Annotated in this window: 13 protein-coding genes; 9 read left to right on the top strand and 4 right to left on the bottom strand. The window is 39.6% G+C overall.

Going from position 1 to position 17,771, the window contains the following annotated elements; translation table 11 throughout:
* Positions 1-528: 528 nt before the first annotated feature.
* Positions 529-1,269, top strand: a complete 741-nt coding sequence (locus tag NQT69_RS11290) for a FadR/GntR family transcriptional regulator (protein ID WP_256827771.1) — start codon at positions 529-531, stop codon at positions 1,267-1,269.
* A 185-nt stretch (positions 1,270-1,454) separates the two neighbouring features.
* On the opposite strand, the gene NQT69_RS11295 is transcribed toward NQT69_RS11290, so the two are convergent.
* Complete coding sequence (locus NQT69_RS11295) at positions 1,455-2,642, bottom strand: iron-containing alcohol dehydrogenase (protein ID WP_256827772.1); 1,188 nt, start codon at positions 2,640-2,642, stop codon at positions 1,455-1,457.
* 313 nt (positions 2,643-2,955) lie between these two features.
* On the opposite strand from NQT69_RS11295, the gene NQT69_RS11300 reads away from it, so the two are divergent.
* The gene (locus NQT69_RS11300) at positions 2,956-3,819 is read left to right on the top strand and encodes an EamA family transporter (protein WP_256827773.1); all 864 of its coding nucleotides are present in this window, start codon (positions 2,956-2,958) and stop codon (positions 3,817-3,819) included.
* A 69-nt stretch (positions 3,820-3,888) separates the two neighbouring features.
* Here the strand turns inward: NQT69_RS11300 and NQT69_RS11305 are convergent, their stop codons facing one another.
* The 3 genes from NQT69_RS11305 to NQT69_RS11315 all read right to left on the bottom strand — a co-directional run bounded on the left by NQT69_RS11305 (position 3,889) and on the right by NQT69_RS11315 (position 8,897).
* Positions 3,889-5,802 (bottom strand): methyl-accepting chemotaxis protein, encoded by a 1,914-nt coding sequence (locus NQT69_RS11305; protein ID WP_256827774.1) that lies wholly within the window; start codon positions 5,800-5,802, stop codon positions 3,889-3,891.
* 174 nt (positions 5,803-5,976) lie between these two features.
* On the bottom strand, positions 5,977-6,846 hold the full coding sequence (locus NQT69_RS11310; protein ID WP_256827775.1) for a diguanylate cyclase domain-containing protein: 870 nt from the start codon (positions 6,844-6,846) through the stop codon (positions 5,977-5,979).
* A 29-nt stretch (positions 6,847-6,875) separates the two neighbouring features.
* On the bottom strand, positions 6,876-8,897 hold the full coding sequence (locus NQT69_RS11315) for a hybrid sensor histidine kinase/response regulator (RefSeq protein WP_256827776.1): 2,022 nt from the start codon (positions 8,895-8,897) through the stop codon (positions 6,876-6,878).
* Positions 8,898-9,168: 271 nt separating this feature from the next.
* Here NQT69_RS11315 and NQT69_RS11320 point away from each other — a divergent pair, with 271 nt between their 5' ends.
* The 7 genes from NQT69_RS11320 (at position 9,169) to NQT69_RS11350 (ending at position 17,755) form a co-directional block, all read left to right on the top strand.
* Entirely contained in the window at positions 9,169-11,469 is a 2,301-nt protein-coding gene (locus tag NQT69_RS11320; protein WP_256827777.1) for a TonB-dependent receptor, read from the top strand.
* Positions 11,470-11,527: 58 nt separating this feature from the next.
* Positions 11,528-11,815, top strand: coding sequence for a hypothetical protein (locus NQT69_RS11325; RefSeq protein ID WP_256827778.1), 288 nt, complete (start codon positions 11,528-11,530; stop codon positions 11,813-11,815).
* Positions 11,812-13,422, top strand: a complete 1,611-nt coding sequence (locus NQT69_RS11330; RefSeq protein WP_256827779.1) for a PepSY-associated TM helix domain-containing protein — start codon at positions 11,812-11,814, stop codon at positions 13,420-13,422. Before NQT69_RS11325 ends, NQT69_RS11330 begins: the two co-directional genes overlap by 4 nt.
* Positions 13,419-13,652, top strand: a complete 234-nt coding sequence (locus tag NQT69_RS11335) for a hypothetical protein (protein ID WP_256827780.1) — start codon at positions 13,419-13,421, stop codon at positions 13,650-13,652. Before NQT69_RS11330 ends, NQT69_RS11335 begins: the two co-directional genes overlap by 4 nt.
* Positions 13,653-13,840: 188 nt before the next feature.
* On the top strand, positions 13,841-15,922 hold the full coding sequence (locus NQT69_RS11340) for a TonB-dependent siderophore receptor (RefSeq protein ID WP_444860511.1): 2,082 nt from the start codon (positions 13,841-13,843) through the stop codon (positions 15,920-15,922).
* Between the two features lie 168 nt (positions 15,923-16,090).
* A complete protein-coding gene (locus NQT69_RS11345) occupies positions 16,091-16,987 on the top strand; it encodes a LysR family transcriptional regulator (RefSeq protein ID WP_256827781.1) in 897 nt (298 codons plus the stop codon).
* 78 nt (positions 16,988-17,065) lie between these two features.
* A complete protein-coding gene (locus NQT69_RS11350) occupies positions 17,066-17,755 on the top strand; it encodes a VC0807 family protein (RefSeq protein ID WP_256827782.1) in 690 nt (229 codons plus the stop codon).
* The last annotated feature ends 16 nt before the right edge of the window (positions 17,756-17,771 follow it).

The following is a 17,771-nucleotide window of genomic DNA, read 5'->3' on the forward strand; positions in this document are numbered from 1 at the left end:
ATCCTTATTACTTGTAAAACAGTAAACAACCCTTGTGACTTATTTACTTTATTTGGCTTAATGAAAAGCACAGCTAACTACAAACCTTATGGGGCAATAATTTAAAGTCTGGATAAGGACCTGATGTAATGAATGCTATCAGTGGTAATGAAATGAGTTTCTAGCGCGCTTGTTTGCGCTAATTTAATTGTGTGTTTTTTCATGTTGTCTCCGAAATTGTCTTTTAATTTTTATTCACAACTGTTTGCAACTAGTGAATTATTCCTCGCCGACATCCTATGATTTAGTAAAACTTAGTGTATAAAATCATAACAAGAAGTAACACAAAACTAACACACGAAAACTGACCAATCAAGATGACCAATTACTTTATTTTGAAATAAATTGGTAATACAGTTTGAAATTACCAAAAAGAAGTACTATTTTTGGTAATAACATCCTTAGGGATTTTGACATAACAGCTGAATTTACTGTAATCTAGGGTATTGACGCTTGGTCTACTAAAAATTAGAGCAATAAAGGTAAAATATGGGAAATCGTCGCTTATTTTGGCGCATTGTCGATAAAGTTGAATCTTTAATCAATGTAGGGGAATTCTCTGCAGGCAGCCGCTTACCCCCGGAACGTGAACTTGCAGAAATGTTTGATGTAAGCCGTCCGACAATTAGAGAAGCCATTATAGCACTTGAGGTGCGTGGTAAAGTTGAAGTTAAAACAGGTTCTGGCGTTTACGTTGTAGACACCCCTGAGCCGGCATTTAAATCACGTGACATCAGTGCATTTGAGCTTACTCAAGCCCGCGCATTAATTGAAGGTGAAATTGCCGCTTTAGCAGCACAAACAATCACAGAAGATGAGCTTGAGCAACTTCATCAAACGCTTGTTGATATGGCTGAAGGGCGTTATGTAGAAAAAGCTGACCAAGAGTTTCACGAAATCATATCTCGTGCAACACGTAACAAAGCACTTGAATATGCCGTTGCAAACTTATGGGAGCTGCGCCTAACGAACCCGCAGATCGTAGCTGATTATAAAAGTGTATGTACTAACAATGATGCTTGCGTTATGGACGAGCATACCGCTATCTATCAAGCCCTGCTTAATCATGATGCCAATGCGGCTCGCACAGCAATGCACAAGCACTTTAATCGTTTGATTAATGCATTGTTTGACGCTGTTGAAGCACGTGCACTGGAAGAAATTAAACGCAAAAATAGTGAAAAGCGCGGCCTTTATTCACTAGACGGCCTAGTTAAAACCAGTCTGTAAATTAATACAGGCTGATTAACCTCCTCTTAGGTTAAAAAGATCAAGCGAATCAAATTACCCAAATTTAGCAAGAAAAAACCCCCTTAACGGGGGTTTGGTTTCCTCGTACTATCAGTGTTGTCAAAAGGATTTAATGTGAGAGGAACCCTTAAAACAAACTATAGTATGTGCAAGAATCAAGTTAACTACTTACATAAGTTATAAATATCAATTACATCCTGCTTAGTGACACAGCGCTTACCTAGCGCAGCCAGTTCTCCTGCATTAGCAAATAACCGCATGGCATCCTCTGCCATCAAATCAAATTTTTCATCTGGAATACCTACATCACCCAAAGTTAAATAGGAGTGAGTGCTTTTAAACCACTTAGCAACCTCGTGAGATAGCATGGCTGCCGCTTTCAAGTCATCTGGCTCAGTTACTGCAAAACAACGTCGTGCTAACTTGGCCCAACGTGCTGGCATTGCATCAGCGAAAAAGGCTAAATAAGCCACAATTAAAACCACCATCCCCCTACCGCAAGGTAAATCATAACGAGCACTTAATGGCATTTCTAAACACTGTAATGGCATTCTGGTCAACTTATCTTGAGCCTGAGCGCCGGAACCTGCAAAAATAGCACACAGTGCTAGCTGACCACGAACGGCATCATTATCGATGTCATATATAATTTGTTCAGTGCTATCTTTAAGACATAAAATCATGCTTTCAGTGAGCCTATCTGCAAACTCAGACTCATCTGTGCTAACTAAATAGCTCGCTAATAAGCTTGAAAAAATACTAATACAGCTATCTTGAGTCAGTCTAAGCGGCACTGAAGTATGTATTTGTGGATCAACAAGTGCCATTGTCGGGTAAAACACGTCAGTTTGCGTTATCCCCTTCTCATGGGTGCGTGAATTTACCACCACCGCTGTACTATTAACTTCGGAACCGACGGTTGCAATGCTTGGTATGGCAATGAGTGGATACGCACCTAAAAAGCGCTTTGGTGCTTTACCTGCCTGCATAATGTAATCCCAACAGCTGCCGCCTGAAAACGCGGTAGCCGCGATATATTTCCCAGCATCAATAACACTGCCACCACCTAGCGCAATAACAAAATCACATTCCTGTGAAATAAATAACGCAGTTGCTTTATCAATCGTATTAGAGCGCGGATTAGGCTCTATGGCTGCAAAAACAACATAATCAATTGCCGCCGCTTGTAGCGAGCTCTGCATACTCTCAAGTGTATTATCGAGTCCATTGCCACGAGCGTAACTGACAATCATCGCTTTTTGGCCATAGTTTTTCGCGTTTATACCCAGTTCATCAAGTCGACCAGGGCCATATACCAATTTTGTAGGAAAATGCCATTCAAATGGATTCATTTGAATTTCTCGATAATGTTAGCTGCAACATGCAATAAATCAGCATTGATACCTACTTTAAAATTTATATATACAACGAGCAACATACCAGCACAACAAAACTGGTAAACCAAGGTGTAAGACACAGATTAATAACACCGCAATTAATTGTCAACCAATAATTAAACTTGTTATTACCAATGACCTAAAATGTAAATTTTGCTTTTACGATTAGAGGGGGAGTTAATGCCTCTACACTAGTCGCAAATATATTAAATTCCTGCCTGAGCCTGTACACTCTGCACATCGTCAGTTTTACTTTTTGTATCTAAATATGTTTCGAGCTATTCCTCCATTTTTTATAGCCGTTGTGTGTGTCCTACTTGCTATGGTTACCATTCAATCTGGTGCCTCTATAGCAAAGCAGTTATTCCCACTGATCGGCCCTGAAGGCACCACCGCATTAAGGTTAGGTTTTTCTGCTTTTATTTTGTGTTTAGTATTTCGCCCTTGGCGAGCTTTTCCGCCAATCGGTCAACGTATACCGATTGTGATATATGGCTTAAGTCTGGGTGGAATGAATATTCTCTTTTATTACGCCATTGAGCGCATTCCCCTTGGTATTGGCGTTGCCCTTGAATTTACAGGCCCATTAGCAGTGGCTTTGCTGTCATCAAGACGTAAGCGTGATTTATTTTGGGTTGCCTGTGCTATTGCTGGCATCATTTTATTATTACCGGATATGAGCGGTGAAGAAAGTTTAGATCCTATCGGCGTAATTTTAGCTCTGGGCGCTGGTGCTTGTTGGGCTGGCTATATTTTATTTGGCAAAAAAACAGGGAATCAGGGCTCAGGCGGAATGACGGTTGCGTTAGGGATGAGTGTAGCTGCAATTGTATTGGTACCTTATGGCGCTTTTCATCAAGGAGGGAGCTTACTTAGTTTGGAAGTAATACCTTTAGGTATATTAATAGCAATTATGTCTAGCGCATTACCCTATACACTTGAAATGGTTGCCCTGCGAAATATGCCTGCACAAGGATTTAGTATTATGATGAGTTTAGAACCCGCGATTGCAGCTATGGCTGGGTTTATGATACTGGGTGAGCTTTTAACATTTTGGCAATGGCTAGCAATTGCATTGGTAATAATCGCATCAGTTGGTAGCTCTGCATCTGCGGCAAAACAAACCACTTAACAGCTCATAACCATGATTGGGTTTAGCTCCCCCCTTAGGGGAGCTATTGCTGTTAAATTTAGATAGCAACTAGTTTAATTTAAACTTACCTACGATATCGCTTAACTGGTTATTTAATTTGGCAATTTCATCGACCTCGTCATGAACGGTATTACCACTAAAAGTCAGTTTCTCTACCATTAAGTGAATACGATTCATATTTTGGCTAATGCTCTGAATTACTACATTTTGCTCATCAGCAGAACTCGATATTTGAATACTGATATCATTAATTTTATTAACATATCCATTCATAGCTTCTAAGCTAGAGGCAATGCCGACTGCTTCGTTTACCGTTTTTTCACTGCTATTTTTTGTACTACCAATTGAGTCAACAACATTACTTGCACCACTTTGTAACTTAGCCAGCGCCTTTTCAATTTCACCGGTACTATCTTGCGTGCGAGCTGCTAATGCCCTGACCTCATCGGCAACAACGGCAAAACCACGTCCTTGCTCTCCCGCTCTTGCAGCCTCTATCGCTGCATTGAGTGCAAGAAGGTTAGTTTGATCAGCGATTGCACCAATAACATTTAAAATAGAGCTAATGTCTTGGGTTTCCTCACTCATCGTAGTGACACTTTTACTGGCTGAATCAATTTCACCCATCAACTTAGTTAAACTATGCTGTGCATTAATAATGGTACTTTTTGAAGCTTCAGCAGAATCGTTTGCCTCATGAGTAAATTGTGCCGCTTCACTGGCATTTTGCGCAACAAGTTCTGCAGTTGTGCCTAGCTCATCCATGGCAGTAACAACTTGGTTAGTCTCTAAGTGATGCTGATCTAATATTTTTGTTGTGGTATCTGAGTGCTCACGAAGGTTGATAACACCATTAGATAAGCTGTTCGTTACTGTTTTGACGTCTAACATCATGGTATGCAGACTTTCTATAAATAGATTAATACCATGGGCTATTTCACCTAAGTCGTCATTACTACGCACCGCTAAGCGTTGTGTTAAATCACCATCGCCTCTTGATAAGCTTAAAACTAACTCTTTAAGTGCGATTACCGGACGATAAATATGATTAAGTACCACAATCAAAATAACCACAAAAATAACGGCGATCACTGCAGACCAAACGACTAGCTGCCAAGAGACTTTATTAACGCTCGCCAGTGCTGTTTTTTTATCAATCGCATTAATTAAATACCACTTTTCAGAGCCCATCAGGTTAATTTGTGTCGCAAACACAAAACTAGGCAACCCTTCGATTTGTTGCTCAATCATAGTGGTTTCATTATTTAGTAGCTGTCCTGATACATCATTAAAGTCTTCCATTTCATGAATGTACGAGCGAATTTTGGCATACTCTGCTGTCGACGCCAGTACCAGACCATCCGCATCAACAATCATAGAAACTGCACCTGGAATGACATTTACGCCTTCTAATGTTTTTTGTAAATGATCCAATCTTACATCAGCAAGCAATACACCATTTTTAATCGGTTGCACGGCGCCTAAAATTGGCGCGCCTTCTTTGGTAAAAAATACATCACTCAATGCTAAGCTATTCACCTTTTTACCAAGTTGATACCACGGGCGAGTACGCGGATCGTACTTTTCAGTTCGACCAATGCCATTGGGGAAGGTGCTCGATGAAGCAATAGAAACATAAGACGTACCATCATCGAAACCTAGAGTAATTTTATAAACCCCTGCTATGCGAGCAGCAAATTCCATGTATTTTTCATGGCTTGTTTGATAGTCGTATTGTTTATATAAACTTGCTAATTCAACGACAGGACGAGCATTATCACTCACATACTTCTCAATGTTTTTTGTTTCATATTTTGAAGAGGTTTGAATAGTATGAATAAGATCTTTTGTTGTCAGTTTTGTTAGTTGTGCAATTGATATATAACTGGTCAGCCCTAAAGCAATTACCAGTAACCCAACCACAACAACGATTAAAACGTGTTTAAAACCAAGTTGGTTCATATTTCACCTTTGTAATAAAGTAAGTAAATGTACGCGATAAAGCTTTTTATCGGGTACAGCTAAATACGAAATCAAAGGAAATCGAAGGAGGGGGAATTAAAAAGTTTTTCAGTAGTTGCAGGTACAATCTACCCATTAAGATTTAACAAGTCAATAATTTATGTAACATTTAGGTTAAGCACTTACTACACGGTTGCCACCCGCTTTTTTGGCTGCATACATAGCTTTATCGGCATGTTGAATTAATTGGCGATCATTGTCGCCTTTGTCTGGATAAATGGCCATACCAATACTACTGGAAATTGTATGTGATTGACCTTCAATGACAAAAGAACGCTCACACGCTAACCTTATTTTTTCTGCGAGCTGCAGGGCATTATTATGATTTTTTACATCATGTAACAATATCAAAAATTCATCCCCCGCTAATCGTCCGACAGTATCAGACTTACGAACACAGCGTAATAATCGTTGCGCTATTGCCGTTAATAATTGATCTCCAATATGATGACCAAAATTATCATTAACGGCTTTAAAGCCATCTATATCGATAAACAATACGGCCAACAAAGTTACGTCACGTTCAGCTTTAAGCAAGCTAGTTTTTAAACGGTCTAAAAGCAAAATTCTGTTAGGTAAATTAGTTAGTGGATCATGGCCTACTAAGTAATGCAGCTTTTTTTCCATCTCTTTACGTTCAGTAATATCGTGCGCAACGGCTATTCGTACCTGGTGCTGCTCTGACCAACATACAGACCATAAAACAGACACTATATTGCCATTTTTACGGACCCAGCGATTTTCAAAGCGAGGGTTTGCTGCACCAGATAATAATATCTCGACAGTTTCAAGCGTAAGCTCTCTGTCTTCATGATAAACAAATTCTATCATGGGTCGGCCAATAACCTCTTCAGCACGATAACCAAAAATAGTTTTGAAAGCAGCACTTACGAATAAAAAACGACCCTCTTTATCAACAACACAAACCGCATCCAGCATTAACTCTAGGACATCAGTCAAACTAACTAAATCATTTTTAATCATAGAGCCTGCTTTAGGGGAGGTTATTTATATTAGCCCTTACTAGCTAATTGTTCAGAAACGCGGATGACAGCTTCTTCTATTGAGTGTAGTTTAAATGGCTTAGAAATAAACATATCCATGCCTGCCTCTTTACAAGCGACTTTATCAGTGGCAGAGGTGTTGGCAGTTAGCGCAACAATTAAAGTATCGCCAATTGGACTTAAGTTTGTTTTTCGTAAGATTTTAGTGGCTTCTAAGCCATCAAGCTGAGGCATAACGCAATCCATAAAAATGAGGTTATATTGTTTTTGTTCACACTTAAATATGGCGTCTTGGCCATCAACAGCAAAGTCTGCTTTTATATTCAATTTATCAAGTGATGCCTCAAGTACTAACCTATTTATTTGATTATCATCGACCACTAAAACTGACAAGTCTTCAATACTCACTTCAAATGCATTTCGCTCAAAATGCTCAACTTGAGCGGTCCCTATTTCTAATGGTATTTGGATGTTAAAAGTAGTTCCTTTATTTAAAGTACTTTGTACCGCAATAGTGCCATGCATATAATCAACAAGCTCTTTTACTATTGCCAACCCTAGTCCTGTTCCACCGACGCTTTTTGTTACATCAACTTCCTGCGTGAAAGGAGAGAATAATGATTTTAAAAACTCTTTGGTCATACCTCGGCCACTATCCGAAACCGTTATATCCAACATTATTTTAGGCGCTTGTTCAAAAGAGCTTACAGTAAGGTTTACACCTCCGCTTTCTGTGAATTTAAGTGCATTACTTAATAAGTTAGACAAAATTTGGCTCAATCGGGCATTGTCACAATAAGCCCAGCAGTTATCATCGATTTTTATAGAAGTTTGAAAATCAACATTTTTGTCTTTAAATAGAGGTAAATAAAGAGAGGCTAAATCCACAAAGATTGTTTTTAATAAGAAGTGATTAGGTTCTAATTTAAGCTCACCATGATTAATTTTCGAAAAATCCAGCACCTCATTAATTATACTAAGTAATATGTCTGCACTTCTTAATGCAACTTTTAACTTTTCAACTCGGCGCTCTTCATTTTGTTCATCGAGTAAAGTGGTTAGCATACCTATTATGCCATTAAGTGGTGTACGTAGCTCATGGCTTATTTTTGCTAGTAACATACTTCTATCTTCGAGCATTCGTTCTGCAAGCGCTTTTTTATTTTTCAGCTCTTCACGAAGTTCAACAGATTCAGTGACATCTTGTAGCGTGCCAAATAAACGTACACATTTATCGTCAACGAACTCAGCTTCACCCAACGTTGAAACCCATATACTTTGATTATTTGCAGTAATTAATTGTAGTTCTAAGTCCCACTTATTCCCGCTCTCAATAGCTGTCTCAACAGCATTAGTAATGCTGTCACGGCTCTTTCCTGCTGTAAAAAATTCAATCGCAGACTCTAAGTCCGGTTGATAAGACGAAGGAACTTGATAAATACGCCTAGTTTGTTCACTCCATGTTACTTTATCTAACAGTAAATCCACTTCCCACGTGCCAATTTTTGCAACGCTTTCTAGTTTTAGTAAAGTGCTGTTATTTTGTATTAGTTGCTCAGTTGCTCTTTTGCGGGCTTCTTCTACACCTAACCATTGTGCAAGCAGTTCAACATAATCGTAAGCTTGATCTGAAAAAGGAGGCGAGACTTTGGCTGCTGAGAAATTAACAGTCCCATATATTTCTTCACCAACTATAATTGGAGCGCCAATATAAGACTCTAATTTAAAATTTAAGTAGCAGGGGTGGTTTGCCACACAACTAGTTGAGGCTTTATTAAAAGCAACTGCACTGCCAGCTGCCAATGTATGGACACAATAAGTGCCTTCTAAATCGAAGGTAGTACCTACAGGTAATGAATTATCAGGTGTAATAACGTGCTTAACAAGGTAAGTACCATCAATAACCTTACTTACAATCGCAATCTCTAAATCAAAAACTTCAAGTCCAAATTTAAGAAGCTTATCTACTTTTTCATCAAAGCTTTGTGTTTGATCTGATACTATATCATGAAAACTTCTCAGAAAATTCAAAGTGTAGCTCCTTAATGCTCAAATTCTAAGCTCAATATTTAACTGATGAGGGTAGTATTTTTATCCTACCCAAACAATAATGTAGCCAATTTAATAAAGCAATTTATTCCGTGTTTATCTTTGTAGTTAGAATAAATTAAAACAGTGCATTGTAATTTACCCGTTAAATAATTTATTTAGTAATTACTCTATTAACGATTGTTAATAAAAGCACATCAATATACAATGGTAACCATTATCATTTATAGTTACCAAAGGACTACAGTCGCTAATGCGTAAGCTCATCAAATCAACAATTGCACTGACTATTGCCTCTTCTCTCACCAATTTAGCTGTTGCCGATGACTCAGGCATCGAAAAAATTATGGTTAAAGGCCAAAAGATTGACCGTACATTACAAGACACTCCTGCAAGTGTAGCGGTTATTACCAGCCAAACGATTGAGCGCGAAAACCTGAATGACTTTTACGACGTATTAGCACGCACACCGAATGCATCAGGCACTGATGGCAGTGGTTTTAATATTCGCGGTATTGATGCATTTGGAGTCACTGATGGCGGCTCTGGCGGGCTTGCTAGTGTTTATGTAGATGGTGCGCCAGTGCCGTATCGTATTATGCAACAAGGGGCTTTTTCAACATGGGATATAAGCCAAGTCGAAATACTACGTGGCCCACAGTCGACTTTACAAGGGCGTAACTCACTTGCCGGTGCTGTGGTAATGAAAACCCGTGATGCGGTACAAGAATATGATTTTAAAGGTCGTATTGGCATGGGTGAATACGGCACAAAAGAAGCGGCAGTAGCGTTTGGCGGCGGCTTAATTGAAGATGAGTTAGCATTTCGTATCAGCGCAGAAAAGCGTGACTTTGACGGCTACAACACAAATGTGGCTAGCGGTGAAGAGTCTGACTTTGATAACAATGAATTTTATCGCGCAAAATTACGCTATACCCCTTCAGCTCTACCAGAATTTGAAGCCCAACTAAGCTTTATGCACAGTGAAAACGAAAAAGGCGTTGATTGGGTAATGGAACAAAGCGGCCATGAAGATTACCCAATCAATAATATTTATGATGATCGTTTTGTCTATTTAGATTCCCCTACCTTTGAATCCACAGAGGCTGATTTATACATATTAAACCTTGATTATGATATCTCTGATGAGTGGTCATTCTCTTCAATCTCAACTTATTCAGACGCTGTATATGGCTATGAGTGGGATGGCGATGCAAGCATGCAAGAACCTAAATCTATTCTGACAGATACACGTACTGATAAAACCACTACCCAAGAGGTGCGTTTTACCTATGAGGGCGAAAAACTCTCAGGCCTTATTGGCGTTTATTATTCAGATTTAGATGTATTTGATAGCAGCGGCGGTGAGCGCGGGATCTCGTTTGAACAACTGGGCGTACGTTCGTTATTAACGGCACCAGCACAATACGGTGGTTTAGGCTTACCTGCCGCTTTAGCGGATCAAGTTTTACAGTTCTACACTGGCGCAGATCCTGTTTATATCGGGCAAAGCTCTGATTTTACGCAAAAGGTAAAGACTAAGGCCATATTTACTGACTTTACCTATGAAGTAAATGAAGCTTGGGATATTTTTGCAGGCCTGCGCTACGATAAAGAAGAGCAAGCGAACGGTACTAATGCCGATATTTACATCACAGAACAAACACAAAATGCCTTGCCTAAGCCGGAGAGCTTTGCCGCAGATCCTATGCTAGCGCAACTTATAGGTGGTATAAACCAACAGTTATACGCAATGGCTGATGGTGCCTCGGGTGATGAACCTGTAGAAAATGCAACGTTTGATGCATGGCTTCCTAAGTTAGGTGCAACTTATCGTTTCAACCAGGACGTATCAACGAGCTTCACCATTCAAAAAGGCTATCGTTCAGGGGGAGTCGGTACCAACATAGCACAAGCGACACCTTTTACTTTCGATCCAGAGTATACCTGGAACTACGAATTAGCTTTGCGCTCTGTATGGCTTGATCAAAAATTAGTCGTCAATGCTAACTTGTTCTACCTCGATTGGACTGATCAACAAGTTTCTGTTTATTTATCTGGTAATCAATATGACCGTGAGACTCGCAATGTCGGTGAATCACATGTGCAAGGTTTTGAAACTGAGATAAGTTATGAATTAACCCCTTCTACCAATTTATACGGTGGTATTGGTTATTCAAAAACAGAATTTGACGAATTTAGTGCTTCATTTAATGGTGAAGAACAAGATTACAGCGGTTACTCGTTCGAAGGCGCACCAGAGTGGACTGCACTTGTTGGTCTAGATTACGCTAGTGATGAAGGCTTTGTGGCTAATCTTAATGCCAGTTATACAGGCAGCTCACAACGCTTAGCAACAGCCCTTGAGCCGCGTAACGATGCTCATTGGTTAGTTAACTCGCGCATTGGTTATCAATGGCAAAACTATGGGGTTTATGCCCTAGTAGAAAACCTTTTAGATGAAGAGTATATAGCCCTCGCACCTGCTGGGTTTGGTAATCAAACATTAAGTTCGCCTCGTACAGCCAGTGTACGCTTTGAAGTTAACTTCTAACAAGGTATGCAAGTGGGTGGCTACTAACAAGTAGTCACCTTCAAGGGGCACATTAATAATGAATAAAAAAACAACCTTCTCTGCAACAAAACGCCGCCATTTAATGGCTTGTTTACTGGCATTAATTACTGCCGTTGTAATGATCCCGGGTATGACAACCTACTTACCCTTTGCTTTAGAACAACAAATACTCATTCCAATTATGCTTTTCCCGTTTATTTGGGCGGGGTTATTTATTTACGCCTATATGGCGGAAAAAGCATGGCAACCTTTTAGTGTGATGTTAGTAATTATATTCAGCCATGCAGGGTTAAGTTTTATGGCATTGTCGGGGGCGCAAGGATGAAATCAATTACATTAAAAAAACTCTTTTTACTGCATAGCTGGGTTGGCATAGTCACGGCTATTTTGCTGTTTATCGTATGCTTTACAGGTGCTTTAGCGGTATTAAGCCGCCCAGAATTAAAAATTTGGGCCAATCCTGAATTACATCAATTGAGTTCAGTACCCAGTGAAAAAGTAACCGCGCTTATTAATCAATATCATCAAAAAGTCCCTAAAGAGTTTGGCGAGAACATTCACGTTTACTTACCCACCGGCCATAATACTCACCTTCTGACTATTTTATTTGAATCTCATGAAGGTGATGAAAACTACGATGAAGAAGCGGCATATGCCTATCAATTTGACCCACGTAACTTTGAACTGGTTAATGAATATTATGGTGCGGCAGGGTATTTTTACGAACAACGTAAAACCGATGCCCCTTCCTTTATTGGCCATTTTCATGCTGACTTACATTTAGGCCGCCCTATTGGCTTAATACTTACTGGCTTTTTAGGTTTAACCTTACTGGTATCAACAATCACCGGGTTGTTTATTCATCGCCAACTGATTAAAGAACTCTTTACCTTTAGGCGCAAAAAAGAGCTAGATGTAGTCGTTAATGACGCCCATAAAATCATGGGGATTTGGGGCAGTTTATTTCATGGTGTTATTGGCTTCACCGGTGCATTTTTAGGTTTAGCAACCATCATTTTGCTCCCCGCAGCGGCTTTTGTCAGCTTTGGTGGTGATCAAGATAAATTAGTCGAAAAATTCACTGCAATGCCTGAACCCATCATTACAAATAACTTTCAAGCAACTGATATAAATACTATTTTGATTGATGCTCAAGCGCGCTATCCAAAAGCAAAAGTCATCGACTTAACCATAATGGCGCATAACGACGCCAATGCTGAAGTGTACCTACGCTTAATTGGTGGTGATGCTGTTGCATCGCAATTATTGCAATACCACGGTAATGGCGAATTTAGTAAATCAATGAGTAGTTTTGGTGATATCCCAGGCCCTGCAATTAAAGTGTTAGAGCTGTTATTTCCACTGCATTTTGGTAATTTTGCAGGCATATTTGTTAAACTTATTTGGGCATTACTAGGTTTAACAACGGCATTATTACCGCTTTCAGGCATGATGATGTGGCTTGCCAAACGCAGCCGCGGCAGCAATCCAACATTAACTGAGGTTGCTTATCAACGCTGGAATAGAGCAATCATTGGCAGCTGTGGTGGTTTAGTATTAGCCACTGCTATTTTATTTCCTGCGCAAGTATTATTAAATAACTTTGTGCCAGTGCAAATGCATAACGATTACTTTGGGCCACTGTTCTTTTATTCATGGTTAGCCTGGTGTTTACTCGCCATTATACCGATTAACTACCATCGTTACTTACAAGTCACGTTAACATTAACAGGGGCTGCTTGTGTGGCTGTTTTGCCACTGAATTTAGCGCTTTCATCAAGTCATGCTTTTACAGCCAATAACTTATTGGTAACTGTGGTCGATATCAGCTTTTTAATCATCGGAGCCTTGATCATGTTTGCAGCTCAACGCATTAACGCTAAGCAATTTAAATTAACCGAACACGCTAACGCACAAGGAGTAACTGTATGACATATTTTTACTTAACTCTTGGCTGTTTACTATTAGTTGCAACTAGCTTACTGCTTAGAAATGCGACTAAAGTTCAACGCCTGCTTAGTCTAGCCACATTTGTGCTTGCGCTTATTTGTTTTATCACTGTTTATGGCAGTATTGCTGGGGTTTTCGTTGCAACGGCATCTGGCTTACTAATCGGCTTATTAACTGCCTTTATCTTGGGTAAACCCACAATCAACATCTAATACTTCACCGACCCTGAGGCCCTTAGATTGATATAAGGGCCTTTAGCACCCCAAAAAAAACACAACCGTTCATTTTATAAAAACACAGAAACAGTAATGATAACTCATATCAATTGCGTTATTATATGAGATTGATTTATGCAAAAATCACAATAATATATACCCTATGCTATTAATTGGAGATCAGAATGAAATTTCGCCAACTTCCCGTTGCTGCAGCAGTAATTTATGCGCTAACCCCACATATGAGTATTGCACAGGAAGAGTCAACAACAGCCGACACAAATATTGAAACACTTGAAATTGTCGGTGTACGCCAAAATCGAATTAGTGAAGGTGCAACGGGCTTAGCGCTTGAGATTGATGAAACGCCACAATCGATCAGCATTATTTCAGCTGAACAATTAAAAAATTACGCTGCTTTTAACATTAATGATGCCTTACGACTCGCGCCAGGTATAAATGTTGAAGAATGGGAAACAAATCGTACAAACTATACGGCGCGTGGTTTCGAAATCAAAAGTACTCAAGTAGATGGCGTAGGCTTACCTAATGATTGGGGCATAGTAACCGGTGCCATGGAAGCATATGGCTACGAAAATATTGAAGTGATCCGCGGTGCAAACGGCTTATTAACCGGTGTTGGTAATGCCTCTGCAACTCTAAACTATGTTCGTAAAAGACCAAAAAATGAAAATGGTGGTGAAGTTGGCGTTTCAATCGGTTCATGGGACTTTAAACGTGTCCAAGCTGATTACTCTGTGTTATTAACAGAGTCTGGCAGTTGGGCTGCTCGATTTGTTGCAGCGGCTGAAGATAAAGCATCTTACCTCGATGGTCTTGAGAATAGTCGTGAGTTTTTCTCTGCTATTGTTGACGGACAATTAACAGATAACGCAACAATAACAATAGGTTACTCTTACCAAGATGCGGACACCGATGGCAATACTTGGGGCGGCCTTGTTTATAACTACAGTGATGGAACGCAGGCCCAGTGGGATGTAAGCGATACCACCACTCAAGACTGGACAATGTGGGATACTGTTAACAGCTCGGCATTTATTGAGTATAACTATATTTTTGCTAACTCATGGCAAGTTCAGGCCAGTTATAACTATCGCGCTTTTGAAGAGCAAGACAAACTGTTTTATGCCAGCGGCACCATTGATAAAGATACAAACTTAGGTTTATCTGGCTGGCCAGGTCGATATGACAGTGAGATTGACTCCGATATATATGAAATCAAAGCGTTTGGTGCATTTGAATTATTCGACCGTGAGCACGAAGCTAATTTTGGTGTAAGTGTCGCTAAAAGTAATGACTTAATGTATCAATATAGTTTTGATTTTGCCAACACTCCAGCCTATGGCCCGACTCCAGCATTTCCATATGAGCTAGATGCCATCCCTGAACCTGACTGGTTACCAAAAGCAGAGTACTCAGATATTGATCAAAAATTAACTCGTTACTTTGGCTCTGCAAAAATTAACTTAACTGACTCATTATTTGCCGTTGCAGGTTTTAACTCCATCAAATTTAAACGCTCTGGTAATAATGCCGGCGCTGATATTTTAAACGAAGAAAGCGAAACAAGCCCATACTTTGGCTTAACGTATAAGGTACATGATGACATTAACTTATACGCTAGTTACTCTGATATTTACCAGCCACAAGAGCAAACTGATTTTGATGGCCAATACTTAGACCCAACAAAGGGTAAAAACTTTGAGACCGGTGTAAAAGTGCAGTGGCTTGATGATTCTCTAATGACGTCGTTTGCGATATTTACAGCTGAGCAAGAAAATTTCGCTCAATATGCTGGGACCACATCTGCTGGTATCTATTATTACGAAGGTGCCTCAGTTGAATCTAAAGGTTATGAGTTTGAAGCCGTTGGTAATATTACAGATCAATTAAACATCGTTGCTTCCTATACTAAGCTTGATGTTACTGATAAAGATGGTAACGATACAAATAAATGGGCACCGCGCGATGTATTTGGCTTTTCTGCTGATTATTCCCTATTAGACTCTTTAACTGTCGGCCTTGGTGGTCGTTGGCAGTCAAAAATTGAAAATACAGATTACAACGTAAAGCAAGGTAGCTACTTGTTATTAAACGCATTTGCTCGCTGGAATATTACAGAATATTTAGCCATGCAAGCTAACGTCAATAATATCACCGACGAAAAATACATAAACAGCTTACAAACTGTTGGCTTTTATGGTGCGCCGACAAGTGCCTACCTGTCTCTAACATACAAATTTTAACTCCCACATATTTGTAGGGCCTCAATGAGGCCTTATAAATAGGATCGCTATTTACCATATTTTCTGCGTGACATACGCTTATTTAATGTAATAATTGCGCTAATCTTTCCGGCACTATATAACTTTTCCGTGCTTGTATACATTTAAAACACCATAAGACGACATTAGATGAATCCAAAACTATTTCGCTCATTAAGTATCTTTGTCAGAATTGTTGAAACTGGCAGTATGAGTAAAGCGGCTCAAGAGCTTGCTATGACCACGTCAGCAGTCAGTCAACAAATTAAACAAATTGAGCGTGAAATAAATTTAAGCTTATTTAACCGTAGTCCTCGTGATTTAACCCTGACAGAAGCTGGTGAACTCTATTATCAAAGCTGTTTAGCCATCCTCAGTGCAGCACAACAAACGAGTGAAAAATTACAGCTATTGCAAAATAGGCCAAGTGGCCAATTAAAGCTTGTTGCTCCGGTAGGTTTCGGTGGTGGGATTTTAAGTAAACCATTAAAACAATTAACAGATCAATACCCAGATTTCGATGTGCAACTGAGTTTATCAGATGAACCTGTAGATATGATAAAGTCAGGGGCTGATTTAGCCATTGCCATTGGCCCGTTAGATGAAACAAACCTTGTCGCTCGGCTTCTTGCTAGTTGGCCACTCACGTTATGTGTATCTACAAACCACGAATTAGCCACTAATTCTTTACTTGCGCCCTGGCAGCTAACTAATTACACCCGTATTGCCCATAGTTCAGCAGAGTTTCCACTTACCCATAAGCAAGATCAACAAAGCGTTCAGTTACCCAAACCCCGTATTAAAGTGAATAACATGCACAGTATCATTCAGCTAGTGTGTGATGGTGTAGGCTACGCTATTTTGCCCAAACCGGAAGTGAAAACTTTATTAGACAATGGTGAATTAATTGAAGTGTGCCCACAATGGCAGTTGCCCAAATACGACGTACTCGCAATGACACCAGAGCGGGATATCTTAGCCGCTAAGACAACTATCGCGATTGATATTTTAAAACAGCATTTTGATGAAATTTCTGCAACCTTATAACTGGCACCGCAAGCAGTGTGTATCTTAGGTCTGCTTAAGTATATACTTACGCAATATTGTTCTAATTAAATGTAAGCAATGACAGCACCTAAAAAGAAAAGTAATTTTTTCAGTAATCTTATTTTTAATATTATTTTACCTGCGGTAATTTTGAGCCGTTTTAGTACCCCTGACACACTCGGTCCCGTTTGGGCGGTTGTCGTAGCCTTGGCTTTCCCACTATTATTTGGTTTATGGGAGCTAAAGCAATCCGGCAAAGTTAACTTTTTCTCTATTTTGGGGATTATCAGTGTACTACTTACTGGCGGTATTAGTTTATTTGAGCTTGACCCACAGTACATTGCGATAAAAGAAGCTATGGTGCCTGGGATTATTGGCATTATTGTGTTGATCAGCCAGTACACTCCCTACCCGCTCATACGCAAGTTATTAATTAACCCTGAGCTGTTAGACATAGAAAAATTAACTCAGTCACTAGAGCAACAAAACAACACCGCCGTATTTGATGCAAAAATGCGTTTAGCTGGGTTTATAGTTGCCAGTGCATTCTTTTTATCAGCAACCTTAAATTACTTTTTAGCTAAAGCGATTGTGGTCAGTATGCCTGGCACTACTGCCTATGCAGAAGAGTTAGGCCGTATGACATGGTTAAGTTACCCGGTCATTGTTGCACCAACCATGGTGTTACTCGTTGGCGCGATTATTTTTACTTTTATGCAAATAGGTAAACTAACTAAACAGCCTATTGATGATTTTATTTTACAGTAATAAAAATAAAGGCCTC

The sequence above is a fragment of the Pseudoalteromonas shioyasakiensis genome (genome assembly GCF_024518675.1).
In the GTDB taxonomy this organism is placed as follows: domain Bacteria; phylum Pseudomonadota; class Gammaproteobacteria; order Enterobacterales; family Alteromonadaceae; genus Pseudoalteromonas; species Pseudoalteromonas shioyasakiensis_B.

Bases quoted from the DNA above. Each gene is read 5' to 3' on its own strand.
- NQT69_RS11340 (WP_444860511.1), top strand. From the start codon at position 13,841: ATGAAATTTCGCCAACTTCCCGTTGCTGCAGCAGTAATTTATGCGCTA.
- NQT69_RS11325 (WP_256827778.1), top strand. From the start codon at position 11,528: ATGAATAAAAAAACAACCTTCTCTGCAACAAAACGCCGCCATTTAATG.
- NQT69_RS11290 (WP_256827771.1), top strand. From the start codon at position 529: ATGGGAAATCGTCGCTTATTTTGGCGCATTGTCGATAAAGTTGAATCT.
- NQT69_RS11335 (WP_256827780.1), top strand. From the start codon at position 13,419: ATGACATATTTTTACTTAACTCTTGGCTGTTTACTATTAGTTGCAACT.
- NQT69_RS11305 (WP_256827774.1), bottom strand. From the start codon at position 5,802: ATGAACCAACTTGGTTTTAAACACGTTTTAATCGTTGTTGTGGTTGGG.
- NQT69_RS11295 (WP_256827772.1), bottom strand. From the start codon at position 2,642: ATGAATCCATTTGAATGGCATTTTCCTACAAAATTGGTATATGGCCCT.
- NQT69_RS11330 (WP_256827779.1), top strand. From the start codon at position 11,812: ATGAAATCAATTACATTAAAAAAACTCTTTTTACTGCATAGCTGGGTT.
- NQT69_RS11345 (WP_256827781.1), top strand. From the start codon at position 16,091: ATGAATCCAAAACTATTTCGCTCATTAAGTATCTTTGTCAGAATTGTT.
- NQT69_RS11350 (WP_256827782.1), top strand. From the start codon at position 17,066: ATGACAGCACCTAAAAAGAAAAGTAATTTTTTCAGTAATCTTATTTTT.
- NQT69_RS11300 (WP_256827773.1), top strand. From the start codon at position 2,956: ATGTTTCGAGCTATTCCTCCATTTTTTATAGCCGTTGTGTGTGTCCTA.
- NQT69_RS11310 (WP_256827775.1), bottom strand. From the start codon at position 6,846: ATGATTAAAAATGATTTAGTTAGTTTGACTGATGTCCTAGAGTTAATG.
- NQT69_RS11320 (WP_256827777.1), top strand. From the start codon at position 9,169: ATGCGTAAGCTCATCAAATCAACAATTGCACTGACTATTGCCTCTTCT.